Source organism: Neptunomonas qingdaonensis, assembly GCF_900113275.1.
GTDB lineage: Bacteria > Pseudomonadota > Gammaproteobacteria > Pseudomonadales > Balneatricaceae > Neptunomonas > Neptunomonas qingdaonensis.
This window is the reverse complement of sequence record NZ_FOOU01000009.1, coordinates 77,286-93,378: the sequence shown is the minus strand read 5'-3', so window position 1 is coordinate 93,378 and position 16,093 is coordinate 77,286. Positions and strand designations below refer to the sequence as shown.

Below are 16,093 nucleotides of genomic sequence, written 5' to 3'. Positions count from 1 at the left end.
CAAAGTAACCCTTATCTATTTTTTTATTGTCATATTTACTTTAATAGAAATCCGTCTAGAAGAATCTTTTTGTTCTTGTGCTTATTCTTAACTGGAATATAATATTGTTTCCATATCCGCTTATAGCTAATCATTATAACCTCTGTAATTTCATTTTTTCTGTTGTTGTACTCAAGGTATTCGAGTAGTGATACTTTGTCTTCAGTTTTACTAAAACGTTTAGGGAATTTGTTTACATATGCTTGTAACGATTGATGATCAATTTTATTAATATTTTCAGTTATTGTTGGTATCTGATTCCCGAATACATTTTTTATATCTGAATAGAATGCAGCTATGAATGTTTCTACTCTCAAGAATTCCTTGCTAAAAAAAGGCGGGTTTAAAACTATGCCATTTTTGACGTCATATGTGATTAATTCATTAATATTATCAAATTTAAGTTCTATGTTATTTTCACTGAATCCATGTCTTTCTAAAAATGGTATTAATAATTCAATTTCGAAAGTATCAATACTAATTTCTTTTATGAAGCTAATTATGTTATTGAAAAATTCAGATTTTATTGAATTTTCTAAAATCAAGCTGAACTGCCGTTTTGAATTCTCTTTATCTAGATCACATAAGAAAACCGCAGTATGGTATTCTTGTATTGATCGATGAATGAAAACATATGTGTCATATCCATCGTTTTTAATTAGTCCTGTAATGCTGATAATGTCTTCTTTTATTTTTTCATTTTGGCTTTTGTCTGATCCTTGCATGCTTAATGCGTCACCAAAATATTTAGATATATCGCTAGAATCAAAATACAATTTTTCTTTTATAAAGGTTATATAGCAAAAACCAGTAAATGCTTTCCTTGCTTCTTCAATTGAAAGGCTAGAAAGCCTATGTCTTTGAAAATTCTTTAATAGATCATGTCTAGTGTATAGTAATCCAAAAATCCCTTTATAGAATTCTGCTGGTTTCTTTGGGATGCTTTCCCAATAAGGGTGGCTTACATATAGTAAGTAAACTAGTATCGGGCTTATTAGTGTCTCAGTTAATTCCGTATTATCCTTGAGACTGGTGAACAGTTTTTCTTTAACATTTTCCTCCGTTACTATTTTCGAAATTAAGCCTTTAGCATCATCAGCACTCAAATCTTCTACATAATAATTATTTATTCTAGTTAACCTGCAGATTTCTGTATCTGGTCTTGATGTTGTTATTATGTCGCAACCAAATCTTTCGTACATGCCTATTATTTCAATATATGTACTTTCTCTAAGTGACGGAATTACTTCGTCAAAACCATCTATCAACAATATTGATTTTTTACTTCTAAGTAAATCAACAAGTTCTCCTTCCAGACAACTTATTCCAATGTTGTTAAATTCATTAAGTATAAAATGAATTATTTTTTCTTGCTTTATTTTTTTTAGCTCAACAAAAATAGGAAATTTATCTCCATTTTTTAGTTCTTCTAAAAATAATTTCTTTAGTATAGTGCTCTTGCCTTGCCCAGCTTTTCCAATTATATTTATTGGATTGTAAGGGCGAAGTCTTACATTGTCTTTTATAGTATGAATGTAGTCATTTGTTGCTTCACGTATTTTTAATGGGTAATAAATATCATCAATAAAAATATCAACATCATGGCTAGCAATTGTTCTTACAGATAAAATTTTTGATGCTATTTTTTGGCAATATATTTTTGAGTATTCCTCTTCTTTTAGTTTTTCTAAAATTGTTTTTCCTGGGGAAAGTCCAACCCTCCAAGGTTTTTCAAGAATTGATTTTATTGATCTTGTTATTAGCTCTGAAAGAAAAACTTCCCCGCCTTTTTCTAGTATGTTTATGGCTGTGGATACAATGACAGCATTCTCAATCATATTGACTTCTACCTCTTGATAGAAAAAAATAATTAAAATTCATCCTTAATCCCGCTTTCAAATCGTGTCCATTTTGTATCAATAATCATGGTGCCATGTTATTGGACCATCCAGTAAATATCATCTTTTTTTCCAGACAAATCTACTGCTTGAGCAATATTTGGATTTTTTTAATTGGATAAACTTACAGGTTCTCTAGCTTCTCAGATCCCATAAAGGGTTTCCCCCTGCATTTATGATTCTGTTGACGCTAGAGCCTGGGGGAGCCAGTTGCCCATCGGGTAGGCGAATGATGGCTGATGAAGCGAATAAGTTCAGTGATAGTGCTAATAAAAATATAGCCGTAATAGTGCTTTTCATTTTTTGCATCCTTGCTTGTGCGCATTCCCTGTTTTTATTTCCGGTACCAACGTTCCCGTATCTGCTGCGCTATTAGATACCCGTTCCCGTTTTGCTGTATTTAGTCGCTGTCTTTTCTATTCTGGGCTAATTTGTCAAGATTCTAGAATGGTATTTCCAGTAGCTAACCAATACACATACCGTGGAAAGGCTTTGTTAATTTGGTCAAGCTGCTCGTTATAACGATTATATTTTTAATGTTAACGGCAACTAACGACATAGGTTACAACGACATGGACACAAATAACACTACTTTACCTAATGTACCGCTGATAGATCGCCAGCAATTCGCTGAATCTGTTGCGGTTACCCTCGATGTCATCAATCATCAGATACAACGCGGTTTATCAGTTCAGAAGACAGTTTGAAGATGCGCTTATACAAAGGCGTTTTTTGTCTAAATGGAGTACTTAATAGTGTCCATGATTTGTCCATTTCACGGCAAATAAGGGCAGTTAACGTAATAAGATTTGTAGCTAGGCTTTTGTATGACAGGTACTGGCAGTTAATGGCTAAGTATGTCTAATATAGAGTGTAATTAGCGCGTAACGTTTTTCACTGCGTCGCGGTTGCCCTTTCACTGACAAAGAATAATTACAATGAATGCAGATACTATCCGCTCACAGCATGACTTGGCATTAGCTGCACAATTGATGCAGGCTCCCGAAGTTATAGCGATCAATAAGAAAATTGCACAAGCTGAATCTCAGGGTGTGCAAGGTGTAAGACGTAAGCTTTTGTCTACGTCTGTGCGTTTAAGTCCTGCGATGGCGCCAAGCCTGACACGTATTGCTCAGGACTGTATGACTAAATTGGGGGTGGGTCTTCCGGTTGAGCTGTATGCCTATTCCAGCCCGCACTTTAATGCCGCCTGCGTTAAGCCAGAGGAGGGGCGCTTGTTTATTATGTTCTCTTCAAGCTTGCTGGATAGCTTTGATGAGGAGGAGCTGCGTTTTGTCATGGGGCATGAATTAGGGCATTTTATTTATGCGCATCATGATATTCCTGTGGGCTATTTACTCAAGGGCAAGACACCTATTTCACCTGACTTGGCATTAAAACTGACAAGTTGGTCGCGTTTCGCTGAAATTTCAGCAGACAGGGCCGGCGCATTTTGTACCCAAAACTTACACGCTGTAGCCCGATCATTGTTTAAGTTGTCATCCGGTGTGACGAGTTCTATCGTTCGCTTCAATCTGGGAGACTTCCTGAAGCAGATGGATGATATGCAACTGGTGGACGGTGCTCCGGGAGCCGGAGCCCCCATGGAAGATTGGTTTATGACCCACCCCTTTAGCCCGCTGCGAGTAAAAGCATTGCAGTTGTTTCATCATTCACAACATATGCTTCCTGATGGCGTTGATATAGCAACGCTGGAATTAGGTGTCGAAGGCATTATGACGCTGATGGAACCCAGCTATCTTGAATCAAAAACCGATGCTTCTCTGGCAATGCGTCACTTGCTGTTTGCCGGGAGTTTACTGGTTGCCAATGCCAATGGCGCGATCTCTAAACAGGAGGTTGCGGTTTTTGAGAAATTCTTTGGGCAGTATAAATTCAGAGAAGATTTTAACTATGAAAAGTTACGGGAAGAGCTGCCAAAACGTGCTGATCAAGTGGTTAAATACAATGCGATACCTAAGCGTATGCAAGTATTGCATGACCTCTGTGTGATGGCTAAAGCCGAAGGTAAAGCACACCATGCTGAAATAGTGATCCTGCGTGAAATTGCGCATCGACTGGAAATTCCGGTTTTCTTTGTCGACCAGCTTTTGAATGAAAACCCTGAGCTGGATTAGCCTTAGCAATGAATGAAATGCTCCATCATTCTGCTGATGGAGTATTTTTACATCCCCGCACCTCCTAATCATCTTCCAAAAAAAGTGGTTCTCTCTTTACTGTGAAAAATGGATCTTTTTTTGATCCAATATTTCGCTTAATCTTCTCCTTAATCAGTATGTGATTGAGGTATTCAGTTTGAATGCTGGATGGTTTGGTGATAGTCATCGGTGAAACGCCAATCGTGCTACTGATTCATTTCCCTGACTGAGATATATCATGGATAACAGAAAAAAAAATGTAGGACTGCCGATTGGCGATATGCTTGAGAATTGGCAGAGCAGAGAAACGCCCGGGCGTAAGGTAATGCCGGGTCGTTATTGCAGTGTGGAACCGTTGCAGCCAGAGGCACATGCAGAACAGTTGTTTCAGGCTTTTGCAGAAGATACTCAAGAGGTTAACTGGACCTATTTACCTTACGGTCCGTTCAAGAGCTTCGAGAGTTTCAATCAGTGGTTGTCAGACAACTGCTGTAAAGATGACCCGCTATTTTTTGTCATCATTGATAAGCGTACCTGCGTTGCTGTTGGATTGACCAGCTTTTTGCGGATTGACGCTGCTGTTGGTGTGATCGAGGTAGGGCATATTCACTTTTCGCCTCGTCTGCAAAAAACACGGGCGGCAACCGAAGCGATGTACCTGATGATGCGCCGGGTGTTTGACGAGTTGGGCTATCGTCGCTATGAATGGAAGTGTGATGCGTGTAATGAAGGCTCAAAAAAGGCGGCTCTTCGACTTGGGTTTCGGTTTGAAGGGGTTTTTCGACAGGCCACTGTCTATAAACAACGAAATCGGGATACTGCCTGGTTTTCAGTGATCGATAAAGAATGGCCGGCGATTAAAGCAGGGCTTGAAGATTGGTTGGATACCACCAATTTTGATAATCATGGCCAGCAAACAAAAGGTCTACAGGAATGTTATTAACATCGGAGGAAGCGTTATGCCGTTAACGCAAAAAATATCTGTTACGCCAGTGCATGCCGACGATCGGGAGCAATGGCAGAGACTTTATTATGACTATGCTGATTTTTATCAGGTGCCGATGAATCAGGATATCCTGGATTCAGTCTGGTCATGGATATCGGATGATTCGCAAGCATTCTATGCATTGATAGCCAAGGATCATGCGGGCAACGCCGTGGGTTTGATGCACTATCGGGCCATGTTATCGCCATTAAGAGGTGCTGCTGTTGGTTTTCTGGATGACCTTTATGTCGATCCGGCTGTTCGGGGTGAGGGGGTCGTCGATCAGTTGTTTGCTGAATTGAGTGCGGCGGCTAAAAAGCAAGGTTGGCCATTGGTAAGATGGATCACTGCCGAGAATAATTACCGGGCGCGCTCAGTGTATGACAAGTTGGCGACTAAAACGCATTGGCAAACCTATCAGTTAACGATTGAATGAATTATGTCTGCTAATAGTTGTATAGATCATTACACCCCATCATAACGTGAATGTTGTGGTGGGGGCTTAATCAGAACTCGATGAAAAGCTCCTAGCAAATCCTAGGCAGTTGCTCACCCGGTAAGCGTTGCATTAAGCGCTCACTACCCATGGTCGTTTTGTAGACCACCTGAGATTTATTACCTTCGTCTACGCTACCTATAATACAGCTGGTTGCGCTTACGCTGTGATTACGCAGCAGTGTGAGTGCGGCTTCTGCTTGCGCGGCGGGTATAAACGCAATAAAACGTCCTTCGTTGGCTACATAGCAGGGGTCGAGTCCCAGCATTTCACAGGCACCGGTGACGGCATCACTAACAGGGATGGCGGTTTCTTCTACAAGGAAGGTTTTTTCAGCGCTTTCTGACAGCTCTACCAGTGCTGTTGCTAAACCGCCACGGGTTAGATCACGTAGGCAATGTATCACGATGCCTTCGTTTAACAGGCTTTGAATAGGATCAGAAAGGGCGGCGCAGTCACTGTTAAGGGGATTATCAAATGTCAGTCCTTCGCGCATTGCCATTACAGCCATACCGTGTCGGCCGATGTCACCCGAGAGGATAATAAGATCACCTTTTTCGATCTGTTGTGGGGCGATGCAGATGTCGTGTGCTACAACGCCTATTCCGGAAGTATTGATATAAATTCCATCTCCCTTGCCTTTTTCAACAACTTTGGTGTCGCCGGTTACCAGTTTTATTCCGCTTTCCTCAGCGGTGTGGCTCATGGATGCTAATACGGTTGATAGGGTGTTCATGGGTAAGCCTTCTTCAAGAATAAGGCTACAGCTGAGGTAAAGTGGCTTTGCACCGCTCATGGCCAAATCATTCACGGTTCCGTATATCGCCAGTTTTCCGATATCGCCGCCGGGGAAAAATAGCGGACTGACGACGAACGAATCAGTAGTGAATGCCAGCCGTTGATTGCCTATGCTGAGCAGGGCGCTGTCGTGGCCTGTGGCCAGTATAGGGTTATCAAAATAGGGGTAGATTAGTTCTGTTAACAGTTGATGGCTGAGTTGGCCTCCGCTGCCATGACCTAAGGTGACGCGTTCATTAGCGGAGAAAGGTAGCGGGCATTCTGGATTGATCTCAATCTGATTTTTTGTCATTGATCTCGCCTTTTGGCCGTTTTCTCTGAGGTCTGGGCAGTGGCTCTCTTATTAAAAGCGACACTCTCATTAAAAGTGGCGTAACGATAATAGGCGGCGCAAGCACCTTCTGATGAAACCATTGGCGCGCCGATAGGCGATTCCGGGCGGCATTGTTTAGCGAAATGAATGCAGTCGCAGGGTTTTTTTAATCCCTGCATGATCTCGCCGCTGATGCAGCCAGTCGTATCATCTGTGCTGTTAGCTGATGAGATTCTATCTGGTAAACCGAATTTTTGCCCGGCATCAAAAGGCCTGAATGTTTCTCTGAGCCTTAGGCCGCTGTGTGGTATGTGCCCGATGCCGCGCCAACTTTGCGACTGGCACTCAAAGACCTCAGTTATCATCTGTTGAGCTGGCACGTTTCCCTGTTGACTAACAACACGGCTGTATTGGTTTTCTACTTCTGATCTTCCCTGTTCCAGCTGTTGTACGCAGAGAAAAATACCTTGCAGAATATCCAGCGGTTCAAACCCCGTGACGACGATAGGAACGCCATATTTTTCTGCTAGCTGAGGGTAGCTTTCGTATCCCATGATGGTACAGACATGACCGGCAGCGAGAAACCCCTGGATCCTTGATTGCGGCGACTGGCACATAGCTTCGATGGCTGGCGGCACTAAAAACTGAGACGTCAGCAGCGAGAAATTATTGATCCCTTTTGCACGTGCCTGATAAGCAGCCATTGCATTAGCGGGTGCTGTGGTTTCAAAACCTATGGCGAGAAATACAACCTCTTTGTCAGGGTGCTTCTGAGCGAGTTTCAGTGCATCCATGGGGGAATAGACTATGCGAATATCGCCGCCCTCAGCCTTTACTGATTGTAAATCTTTTGCACTACCCGGAACCCGCAGCATGTCGCCGAATGAGCAGAATATAACGTTTGGGCGTGCGGCAATGTCGATAGCGTTGTCTATGATATCGACTGGGGTAACACATACCGGACAGCCGGGGCCATGCACCAGTTCTATGTGCGAGGGTAAGAATTGCTGCAGGCCAAATTTAACAATGGCGTTGGTTTGGCCGCCGCAGACTTCCATGATTGTCCAGGGTTGGCTGGTCACATCAGCAATTTTGTCAGCGAGTTGCTTAATGGTATCTGCCTGGCGGTATTCATGCATATATTTCATAAAAACCTATCCTTAACCGAGAGCCTCAACAAGGGGGATCCGTTTCATCATTAGCCAGTAACTGGAAGATTTTTCGTGCTTCAGTTGGATTGATCTTACTGATGGCAAAACCCGCATGCACAATAACATAATCACCTACATCAGCTTCAGGAACAAAAGCCAGATTAATCTCTTTGCGGATGTCGCCAAAACTGACTGTGCCTGTTCTCTCCATCGGCACTGCGTTAAGGATATGCTCTATTTTTCCCGGAATGGCTAAACACATGATCTGTTCTCCAGACAGCGTACGTAATAAATCTGGCCTAAAGCAAGGCCGCCATCATTGGCAGGTACTGCCTCATGATGATAAACCTGCTGACCATGCTGGCGTAACAACAGAGTAACGGTTTCTGTTAATCGCTTGTTTTGGAATACACCACCGGAGAGGAATACCGGATAGCCGTCAAACGTTTGCGTGATGGTTAATATAATCTGCGCCAGTGTGTTGTGAAAGGCGGCTGCTATATCTTCGCGGGGTATGTGACTCTTCTGAGCGTCCAGCAGTGCGATGATCATAGGCCCCCAATCGATGCTTTGTTCGGGTTGTTGGCTACCCTGCTTGTTGATGATGTCAAAAGGGAAATGCCAGCGGGCTATGGATGGATAAGCGCAGGCTTCCAGTGCCATGGCTGCCTGACCCTCGAAACGGTTGTGGGTTGCAATGCCCAATAGCGCGGCAACGGCATCAAACAGCCTGCCAACACTGGAGCAGATAGGTGAGTTCAGTTGTCGCGAAAGCATCCTCTGCAGGTTGTATAGTTCAGTTGTGCTGAATTGTTGGCGCAGCAAAGGGTATTCAGTAAAAGCATCTTCGCCCTGCAGGGCATATAGCAATCCCGCCGCCTGGCGACGCGGTTCACGGATCGCCTGTTCACCACCCGGCAAAGGAAAGGAGCGGAGCGAGGCAAGATGGTTGATTTCTGCATGGCCGTTCCAGCTGTAAAACTCTCCCCCGCGAAGAATACCGTCGTTTGCGTAACCTGAGCCGTCCCAGCTGACGCCTAAGGCGCGACCAAAATGCTGGTGCTCAGCCATACAGGAGAAAAAGTGCGCGATATGATGCGGTACTGCAACGCACTTCTTTTCACTGGATAGTGCCCATCGTGTCGAGTCATAGTTGGGATGTTGGTCGTGAATAATGGTATCGGGACTCACTTCAGAAAAATGTGCCAGATCGATAATGGCATGCTCAAAAGCTTCTTGTGTGTGGCGATTGTCCAGGTCGCCGAGATGCTGACTGAGGTAGACGTGATTATTATGAGATATCGCCACGCAATTCTTCAACTGTCCACCCACTGCAAGTAGATCAGGTGAGGTCGATGATGAGTGCATCGGTTCAGGAAGCGATAATGCCAGGGGTAATGGCGCATAACCCCGACTGCGCCGCAGCAGTGTCGATACGCCGTTCATTACCCTGACAACGGAGTCATCTAACGGGCGAACAATAGAACGATTGTGCATTAAAAACAGATCGGCCACTGTTGAAAGCCGCTGCAGTGCCTGAGTATTACTAATACAGATGGGTTCAGCGGCGATATTACCGCTAGTGGCAACAATCGGGCGCTGTAACAGCGCCATCAGCAAGTAGTGCAAGGGTGAGGCGGGCAGCATAATACCGAGATCGCTATTACCCGGTGCGACCGAGATCGCCAGCTCGTTGTATGGGGCCTTCTTTTTAGCCAGCAGCACAATAGGGCGCTGAGGAGAAAGCAGTAGCGCTGTCTCGGTTTCAGAGACGATGCAATCTTGTTGAATGTTTTCTGTATCGGCATAGATCAGAGCAAAGGGTTTTGCCGGTCTGTTTTTTCGTTGCCTCAGGCGATCAACGGCTTGTGGGTTAGTGGCGTCAACCAGTAACTGAAAACCACCCACGCCTTTAATGGCCACTATTTGTCCATTGAGAATAGCCTGGGCCGTTTGTTGCAGAGCATCTGTGTGGTTGGTTATCAGATGCCCCTTGCTATCACACAGGTGTAACTGCGGGCCACAATCCGGGCAGGCCGTCGGTTCTGCATGGAAACGCCTGTTGAGTGGATTTTTATACTCTTGTTGGCAGCTGTCGCAGAGCGTAAACGGCTGCATTGTGGTGTTTTTTCTGTCGTAAGGTAGGCTTTCAATAATACTGAAACGCGGTCCACAATTAGTACAGTTGCTAAAAGGGTAGTGATAGCGTCGATTGTCAGGATCAAACATCTCATCGAGACAGAGCTGACAGGGGGCGGTATCTGGCGGGACGCTTATCTGTGGAGTAGCCGATGTTTCCTTTTTCGATGCTCTTTTTTCAAGTGCTATATTTTCAGGTACTTTCGTTTCAGATACTTTTTTTTCAGGTGTAGGTTTGCTTTGAATGCTCTCTCTGATGGTAAAACAAGTGTCTTCTGTTAATGCGGTTAAGTGGGTATTGAGCGTGTGAATTTCAGCCAGCTGTGGCTTGTTTGTTGTCAGCTCTTGCAGAAAATTACGGATTAGCAGCGTTTCACCCTGAACCTCAATAGTTACTCCTTGAGGATGATTAGCAACCCAGCCATGCAGTGATTTTTCCTTAGCGAGCCGATAGACAAACGGGCGAAATCCGACGCCCTGAACGATGCCTTCGATCTGGATACAACAGCGTTCAACCGCCATGGTCTTCGAACTCCAGACTTTGCAGCACAATATCCTGAGCTTGGGGGTGATCAATCCCGTCTAGTTGTTCGATATTCAGTATGACACCTTGTAACGTTGTTCCCGCTACTTCGTGCTCAAAATGCTCGCGCAGGTGGTCTTTGGAGATGTGCGCTAATGCCCCCAGCTGGATGTTGACCGCAATCAGTGGTTTATTTTCAATCATGCTGAGTTGCTGGATTTTATCCAGCAGGTCTTTCATCAGGGAGTGCTCGTGCATGCTTTCATTCCTGTGTTGAGTTCGTCGCTAATCAGGCTTACAAGATGTTGTGCAGCGATAAGAAGAGGTGGGCTGATCGCTTCTCCCTGAGAAAAATTATTGCCTGAAATACTGTAGATAGTCAGTGACTGCGGTAGTTGATGCAGTAATTTACCGAGTTCAATGGCATTGGCAATACTGATGGCATGGTTGGAAGACACTGGGTTGTCAGCTGGCAGGCTTTCATTCAGACCATCCAGCCTGAATATCTGACCGAGATTCTTGTCATCTGTGTCATCGGCATAACACGCATCGATTAAAACCACCTTATCCCTATCTTGCCAGATATCAAGCAAGGCGGATGTATCGCCAATGTTTTCTATAAAATCGCTGGATTCTCCAAGGACGAGTTGTAATAGATCAAGCGTATAGGGGCCGACACCATCATCACAGCGGTAGCGGTTCCCTATGCTGATAATCAATGGCTTCATTCTTTTTTCTCCTTATGAATCTTAAGGAAATGTGTTGCACAGGAGATGCAGGGGTCGTAATTGCGGATGGCTTGTTCACACATCGAGCGAAGTTTGTCTTCATCAAGGTGCATATAGTGAGGGATCAGATAACGTAGGTCGTTCTCGATAGTTTTTTGGTTTTGAGAAGTCGGCGCAACGATTTTAGCATCACTTATTTTTCCTTGATCATCCATGCTGTAATGATGATAAAGCAACCCACGGGGTGCTTCGGTCACCGCGTACCCGGTTGCGGCAGTGGGCTGCGTTTCTAGATAGGGAGCCTCGGGGCGCTGGTAGTTATCAATAATTCGTATAGCTTCGTCAAAGGCGTAGAGAACTTCCAGGCTGCGTACGATGATGCTCTGAAAGGGATTGTCGCAGAATCGTGGGAAGCCAATCTCTTCAGCTACCTTTTTGGTCAGCGGTGATAGACGCTCATAGTTAAGGTTATAGCGGGCCATCGGTCCTACCAGATAAGCATCATTGTCTTTTTTGCGTCCTTTGATGATGCTGTGTAAAGCATTACTGTGACTGACATGCTCTTCTGCGAAATACTCTTCATATTGCTGAGCATTAATATTCAAGCCCGTGGAGGAGATGATCCTGCCTTCATTCATCGGATATTCGTCGGGATGCGACAGGGCGATAAATTCATAAGCGAAAGGCGCATCGCGTTTGAATTGTGGAAATGGCAGTTTGGCTACCCAGTGAACGGATGCTATAGCCAGCTCTCGGCCTTTTAGTAGCTCTTCGCGTAACGGTTGTAACTCAGAGCCGGTTGGCGCACGATAAAAACCGCCCACCCGCACATTAATAGGATGGATTTCGCGCCCGCCAATAAGGCTGACAATCGCATTGCCGATTTTTTTGATTTGCAGACCGCGTTGTACAATCTGCGGATAATCTTTAGCCATAGCAACGGCACTGTCGTAGCCGAGAAAGTCCGGGGCGTGCAGCATATAGATATGCAGTACATGGCTTTCGATCCACTCTCCGCAATAGAGTAATCTGCGTAATTCACGTATTTCATTGGCGGGCGTGATGCGCAGTGCATTTTCGATCGCATGTACGGCGCTCATTTGATAGGCCACCGGACAGATACCGCAAATCCGCGCTGTGATATCGGGGGCTTCCAGATAATCGCGTCCTCGTAAAAAGGCTTCAAAAAAACGAGGCGGTTCAAATATTTTCAGTTGTACGTCATCGACTCCGGCTTCATCATAACGGATATAAAGCGCGCCTTCGCCCTCAACACGGGCCAGATAATCGACCTTGATGATTTTACTTTTTTTCATGGTCAGCCTCGATAAATTTCAGGCTTTGTGTGGCAAAAGCCGGCGCCGCGGCATTCATATTGCGAAAGTTTTCCAGCAAGGTGGCTTTATCGCTGCCCAGTTCTGTTTGCCACCAATGACTCAGCGATGCGCTATTGGGATTTTCTTTTGGGCCGAAGCAGCCGTAGCAGCCGCGATTGTACGCAGGGCAGATGGCACCGCAGCCAGCGTGGGTGACGGGCCCCATACAAGGTGTTCCATGGGCAACCATGACACAGATATTTCCTCTTAGCTTACACTCCATACAAACCGAATGTGCCGGTATTTGTGGTTTGCGCTGATTAAGGTAAGCGCTGAGTACCTCTAACAGTTGTGTCTTATTGATAGGACAGCCTTGTAATACGAAATCGACCTGCACATGGTCGCTAATGGCGCTGGAGGTTTTTAACGTGGCAATATACTCTGGTTTGGCGTAAATCAGCGAGGTGAACTCTTTTACGTCTGCAAAGTTACGTAATGCTTGTATACCGCCAGATGACGCACAGGCTCCGATGGTAATTAATATCTGCGACTGCTGGCGGATCTGTTGAATCCGCTCGGCTTCATCGGTAGTCGTAATAGAGCCTTCGACAATGGAGAGATCATAAGGGCCGTCAATTTGACGGCTTGATGCTTCCATAAAGTAGGCAATATCGATCTGCTCGGCGAGCAATAACAGCTCATCCTCGCAGTCGAGTAAACTTAGCTGACAGCCGTCGCAGGAGGTGAATTTCCACACAGCCAGTTTGGGCATCTTTTTCATGGGATGGTTAAACCTCCGTTCTGTGGAACCAGTCATGAATTTCCTCATAACAAAACACGGGGCCATCTTTACAGATAAATGTGGGTCCCCATTGGCAATGGCCACAATGGCCCGTGGCGCACTTCATGTTGCGTTCCATTGACAGGTAAATGGATGTGCGAGGGAGGTTTTTTTTGATCAGTTCCTGAATAGCAAAGCGCATCATGACCTCCGGACCACAGATAAAGGCAATCGTGTTTTCAGGATCGATTTTTGCGGTGGTTAACAGGCTGGTAACTGCTCCCACATTGCCTTGCCAGCCGGGTGTTGCCATATCGACACTGGTTTGTAGCGTGAGTTGTTGCGCCCAGTTTTTTAGTTCGTCGCTATACAGCATTTCCGGTTGGCTTTTGGCTCCGTAGAATATATGAATATCGGTTGCATCCCGGTTTTTGCTGAGCAGGTGGTAAATCAATGGACGTAACGGTGCCAGCCCCAAACCACCGGCAATGATAACAATTGTCTTGCCAGTAGTTTTTTCTACAGGCCAACCTCTACCAAAGGGGCCGCGTACACCCAGTTGGTCACCTTCGCGCAACCGTTCCAGTGCCTGTGTTGTCAGTCCTACTGTTCTGATCGTATGAATATAGACAGAGGTGCTGTGCGGCGCTCCACTCATTGAAATGGGGACTTCGCCTGCGCCGAAGGCATACAGCATATTGAACTGCCCCGGCTGAAAAGAGGTTTGCGGCTGGTCATCTTTTTTTTTGATATGCAGCGTGAATGTACCGGGATATTCCTCAGTGCGGCGTTTCACATAAAAAATATCAGGAATCATATTTCCTGATCCTTATTATTTTCAGGGCGGCCGTAAATATTCAGTAGTTGCAAGCGTGTCGCTTGTAAGCGTTCGGTCATAATGCGCGCAAAACGCTGCATCAGATCAAAGCCGAGCTGGGTGTCATCAGCACATTTACCGCGCAGGCAACGCCCGTCTAATTTAATGGTATGAACTTTTGTCTGCGCTTTAGCATCAAAAGTCCAGCAGTGGGGAGGGAACAGCCACGACCAGCCACAAATATCACCATCCTGTAGTGTTTGCAGGATGACAGCGCCGTAATTAGGCTGGGATGTCTCGATTGAAACACGGCCGTTTCGAATCAGGTAGAAATAGTCGGCTGCATCACTTTCTTTGGCGATGTATTCCCCTTGGTTAAATATGTGATTAACCGCACAGCCAGCGATTAACTGGATATATTCATCTTTCATACCCGCAAAGAAGGGGTGCTCGTGCAATAGGGCCGCAATAGTTTTCATGGGGTGTCAGACTCCTGGAAGCGCACAATCTCTTCTGTAATGTCGATGCCAACCGGGCACCAGGCTATGCAACGGCCACAACCGACGCAGCCGGAGGTATTGAACTGCTCATGCCAGGTTGCCAGCTTGTGAGTCATCCACTGGCGGTAGCGTGAACGCGTGTCGGGACGAACTGAACCGCCATGGATATAACTGAAGTCAGCGGTAAAGCAGGAATCCCACTGCTCCCATCGTTCCGCGTGATCACCGCTCAGATCAGTAGTGTCTTCAACGGATGAGCAAAAGCATGTGGGGCAAACCATGGTGCAATTGGCACAGGACAGGCAGCGCTGTGCAATATCACTCCAAAGAGGATTTTCATAATTGCGGTATAGCAGTGCCTGTAGGTCGCTACTGTCAAATACTCTGGGGCCAACTGACATCTGCTTTTCTGCCTGGTTTATGGCTGTTTTTTCTTGCTGCTGGTGGGCTGAGGTTGCAGGAGTAACTGGCAGCTGCTGCAGGATTAGCTGGCCTTTTTCTGATCCGCTGCGTAATAGAAAATAATGCTCGTTATCGTTAATGATTTCGGTGATTTCCAAATCGCACGGCAAGGATACGGCTGGCCCGGTATTCATTGATGTACAAAAACAGGTAGCGGCTGCCTGGGTACAGTTGACCGCGACTGTGAAAATCGATTGGCGACGCTGTTTATAATCTTCATTATGATATTCGCCCGAAAGAAAGACGCGATCCTGTATAGCTATTGCATGTAGCTCACAGCTACGAACACCCAAAAATGCAAGTGGGGTGATGGCAGCATTGACCGGCTCAATCTCGATGCCGTCGGCTGTTTTGTGCGCTTGCCAGACCTGTCGGCGAGGCAGTTGCAGGTATTTTTTCCAGGAGTTTGGGCCGACGTTAAAGCCAAAATACGCAGCGTCTTGTCGGCGCTTGAGACGGTAACGACCGGCTTCCTGCTCATCCGTCCAGCCCTGCGGGAGATCATCTGCTGATTTGATCTGATCGTAAATAATGGCCTGATCAACAATGACCGGGCCGACAACCTGATACCCCGCTTGTTGCAGGCTGTGAATCAAGCTATTTAGCTTGTCTGATGGCAGAATAAAGGATGTTGCGCTTCGGGCTTTCATTGCAAACGTCCATTTACGCACATTGTAAATGTGTTTTTCTAACGTATGTCTGCCGCCTGTGCTTGGTCTGCGTTAAAGAAAACAATGACAAAGTGGCGCGGTTTTTGATTGGCAGATAGTTAATTTAATAACGCTTAACAATTTCAGTGTCAATAAAATTGACTGCTTAAGATTCCGTTTATAAAGCTTTAAGCCTGCGTTGATGCGTTTAATTGGGCCAGATCATTGCTATTGGCTTTACTGGAAATTTGACGTCTTCGATTAAGACTCGCCAAGCCAATCAACATTAATCGCACGCTTATTAGGGCTTATTAGGGAAAGTTGAATAGATTTCTGCT

General features: G+C 45.5%; 16 protein-coding genes. 4 read left to right on the top strand and 12 right to left on the bottom strand.

Features of this window, described 5'->3' with window-relative positions; genetic code table 11:
* Positions 1-35: 35 nt before the first annotated feature.
* A complete protein-coding gene (locus tag BM099_RS13400) occupies positions 36-1,877 on the bottom strand; it encodes an NACHT domain-containing protein (protein ID WP_090728637.1) in 1,842 nt (613 codons plus the stop codon).
* Between the two features lie 632 nt (positions 1,878-2,509).
* On the opposite strand from BM099_RS13400, the gene BM099_RS20830 reads away from it, so the two are divergent.
* The 4 genes from BM099_RS20830 (at position 2,510) to BM099_RS13385 (ending at position 5,517) form a co-directional block, all read left to right on the top strand.
* A complete protein-coding gene (locus tag BM099_RS20830; protein WP_269750508.1) occupies positions 2,510-2,644 on the top strand; it encodes a hypothetical protein in 135 nt (44 codons plus the stop codon).
* Between the two features lie 231 nt (positions 2,645-2,875).
* On the top strand, positions 2,876-4,075 hold the full coding sequence (locus tag BM099_RS13395) for a M48 family metallopeptidase (RefSeq protein WP_090728636.1): 1,200 nt from the start codon (positions 2,876-2,878) through the stop codon (positions 4,073-4,075).
* Between the two features lie 259 nt (positions 4,076-4,334).
* The gene (locus BM099_RS13390) at positions 4,335-5,039 is read left to right on the top strand and encodes a GNAT family N-acetyltransferase (protein WP_090728635.1); all 705 of its coding nucleotides are present in this window, start codon (positions 4,335-4,337) and stop codon (positions 5,037-5,039) included.
* Between the two features lie 16 nt (positions 5,040-5,055).
* Positions 5,056-5,517, top strand: coding sequence for a GNAT family N-acetyltransferase (locus tag BM099_RS13385; protein WP_090728634.1), 462 nt, complete (start codon positions 5,056-5,058; stop codon positions 5,515-5,517).
* A 91-nt stretch (positions 5,518-5,608) separates the two neighbouring features.
* Here the strand turns inward: BM099_RS13385 and hypE are convergent, their stop codons facing one another.
* Genes hypE through BM099_RS13330 form a run of 11 tightly spaced genes read right to left on the bottom strand, consistent with a single transcriptional unit; the run spans position 5,609 to position 15,755 of the window.
* Positions 5,609-6,667: a hydrogenase expression/formation protein HypE gene (gene hypE / locus BM099_RS13380; RefSeq protein ID WP_090728633.1), complete on the bottom strand. Its 1,059-nt coding sequence runs from the start codon at positions 6,665-6,667 to the stop codon at positions 5,609-5,611.
* Complete coding sequence (gene hypD, locus BM099_RS13375; protein ID WP_090728632.1) at positions 6,664-7,836, bottom strand: hydrogenase formation protein HypD; 1,173 nt, start codon at positions 7,834-7,836, stop codon at positions 6,664-6,666. The genes hypE and hypD overlap by 4 nt, the downstream gene beginning before the upstream one ends.
* A gap of 25 nt (positions 7,837-7,861) precedes the next feature.
* Positions 7,862-8,101 carry a HypC/HybG/HupF family hydrogenase formation chaperone gene (locus tag BM099_RS13370; protein ID WP_090728631.1) on the bottom strand — a complete coding sequence of 80 codons (240 nt, stop codon included), beginning with the start codon at positions 8,099-8,101 and terminating at the stop codon, positions 7,862-7,864.
* Positions 8,092-10,500 (bottom strand): carbamoyltransferase HypF, encoded by a 2,409-nt coding sequence (hypF, locus tag BM099_RS13365; RefSeq protein WP_090728630.1) that lies wholly within the window; start codon positions 10,498-10,500, stop codon positions 8,092-8,094. The genes BM099_RS13370 and hypF overlap by 10 nt, the downstream gene beginning before the upstream one ends.
* The gene (locus BM099_RS13360) at positions 10,490-10,759 is read right to left on the bottom strand and encodes a hydrogenase/urease maturation nickel metallochaperone HypA (protein WP_090728629.1); all 270 of its coding nucleotides are present in this window, start codon (positions 10,757-10,759) and stop codon (positions 10,490-10,492) included. Before BM099_RS13360 ends, hypF begins: the two co-directional genes overlap by 11 nt.
* Positions 10,741-11,229 carry a hydrogenase maturation protease gene (locus BM099_RS13355; RefSeq protein ID WP_090728628.1) on the bottom strand — a complete coding sequence of 163 codons (489 nt, stop codon included), beginning with the start codon at positions 11,227-11,229 and terminating at the stop codon, positions 10,741-10,743. Before BM099_RS13355 ends, BM099_RS13360 begins: the two co-directional genes overlap by 19 nt.
* Positions 11,226-12,545 (bottom strand): Ni/Fe hydrogenase subunit alpha, encoded by a 1,320-nt coding sequence (locus BM099_RS13350; protein WP_090728627.1) that lies wholly within the window; start codon positions 12,543-12,545, stop codon positions 11,226-11,228. The genes BM099_RS13355 and BM099_RS13350 overlap by 4 nt, the downstream gene beginning before the upstream one ends.
* A complete protein-coding gene (locus tag BM099_RS13345; RefSeq protein WP_090728626.1) occupies positions 12,532-13,326 on the bottom strand; it encodes an NADH-quinone oxidoreductase subunit B family protein in 795 nt (264 codons plus the stop codon). Before BM099_RS13345 ends, BM099_RS13350 begins: the two co-directional genes overlap by 14 nt.
* Before the next feature lie 7 nt (positions 13,327-13,333).
* Complete coding sequence (locus BM099_RS13340) at positions 13,334-14,143, bottom strand: FAD/NAD(P)-binding protein (protein WP_090728625.1); 810 nt, start codon at positions 14,141-14,143, stop codon at positions 13,334-13,336.
* Positions 14,140-14,622, bottom strand: a complete 483-nt coding sequence (locus tag BM099_RS13335; protein ID WP_090728624.1) for a cyclic nucleotide-binding domain-containing protein — start codon at positions 14,620-14,622, stop codon at positions 14,140-14,142. The genes BM099_RS13340 and BM099_RS13335 overlap by 4 nt, the downstream gene beginning before the upstream one ends.
* Positions 14,619-15,755, bottom strand: coding sequence for a 4Fe-4S dicluster domain-containing protein (locus BM099_RS13330; RefSeq protein ID WP_090728623.1), 1,137 nt, complete (start codon positions 15,753-15,755; stop codon positions 14,619-14,621). Before BM099_RS13330 ends, BM099_RS13335 begins: the two co-directional genes overlap by 4 nt.
* Positions 15,756-16,093: the final 338 nt, after the last annotated feature.

Bases quoted from the DNA above. Each gene is read 5' to 3' on its own strand.
- BM099_RS13400 (WP_090728637.1), bottom strand. From the start codon at position 1,877: ATGATTGAGAATGCTGTCATTGTATCCACAGCCATAAACATACTAGAA.
- BM099_RS20830 (WP_269750508.1), top strand. From the start codon at position 2,510: ATGGACACAAATAACACTACTTTACCTAATGTACCGCTGATAGATCGC.
- BM099_RS13395 (WP_090728636.1), top strand. From the start codon at position 2,876: ATGAATGCAGATACTATCCGCTCACAGCATGACTTGGCATTAGCTGCA.
- BM099_RS13390 (WP_090728635.1), top strand. From the start codon at position 4,335: ATGGATAACAGAAAAAAAAATGTAGGACTGCCGATTGGCGATATGCTT.
- BM099_RS13385 (WP_090728634.1), top strand. From the start codon at position 5,056: ATGCCGTTAACGCAAAAAATATCTGTTACGCCAGTGCATGCCGACGAT.
- hypE (WP_090728633.1), bottom strand. From the start codon at position 6,667: ATGACAAAAAATCAGATTGAGATCAATCCAGAATGCCCGCTACCTTTC.
- hypD (WP_090728632.1), bottom strand. From the start codon at position 7,836: ATGAAATATATGCATGAATACCGCCAGGCAGATACCATTAAGCAACTC.
- BM099_RS13370 (WP_090728631.1), bottom strand. From the start codon at position 8,101: ATGTGTTTAGCCATTCCGGGAAAAATAGAGCATATCCTTAACGCAGTG.
- hypF (WP_090728630.1), bottom strand. From the start codon at position 10,500: ATGGCGGTTGAACGCTGTTGTATCCAGATCGAAGGCATCGTTCAGGGC.
- BM099_RS13360 (WP_090728629.1), bottom strand. From the start codon at position 10,759: ATGCACGAGCACTCCCTGATGAAAGACCTGCTGGATAAAATCCAGCAA.
- BM099_RS13355 (WP_090728628.1), bottom strand. From the start codon at position 11,229: ATGAAGCCATTGATTATCAGCATAGGGAACCGCTACCGCTGTGATGAT.
- BM099_RS13350 (WP_090728627.1), bottom strand. From the start codon at position 12,545: ATGAAAAAAAGTAAAATCATCAAGGTCGATTATCTGGCCCGTGTTGAG.
- BM099_RS13345 (WP_090728626.1), bottom strand. From the start codon at position 13,326: ATGAAAAAGATGCCCAAACTGGCTGTGTGGAAATTCACCTCCTGCGAC.
- BM099_RS13340 (WP_090728625.1), bottom strand. From the start codon at position 14,143: ATGATTCCTGATATTTTTTATGTGAAACGCCGCACTGAGGAATATCCC.
- BM099_RS13335 (WP_090728624.1), bottom strand. From the start codon at position 14,622: ATGAAAACTATTGCGGCCCTATTGCACGAGCACCCCTTCTTTGCGGGT.
- BM099_RS13330 (WP_090728623.1), bottom strand. From the start codon at position 15,755: ATGAAAGCCCGAAGCGCAACATCCTTTATTCTGCCATCAGACAAGCTA.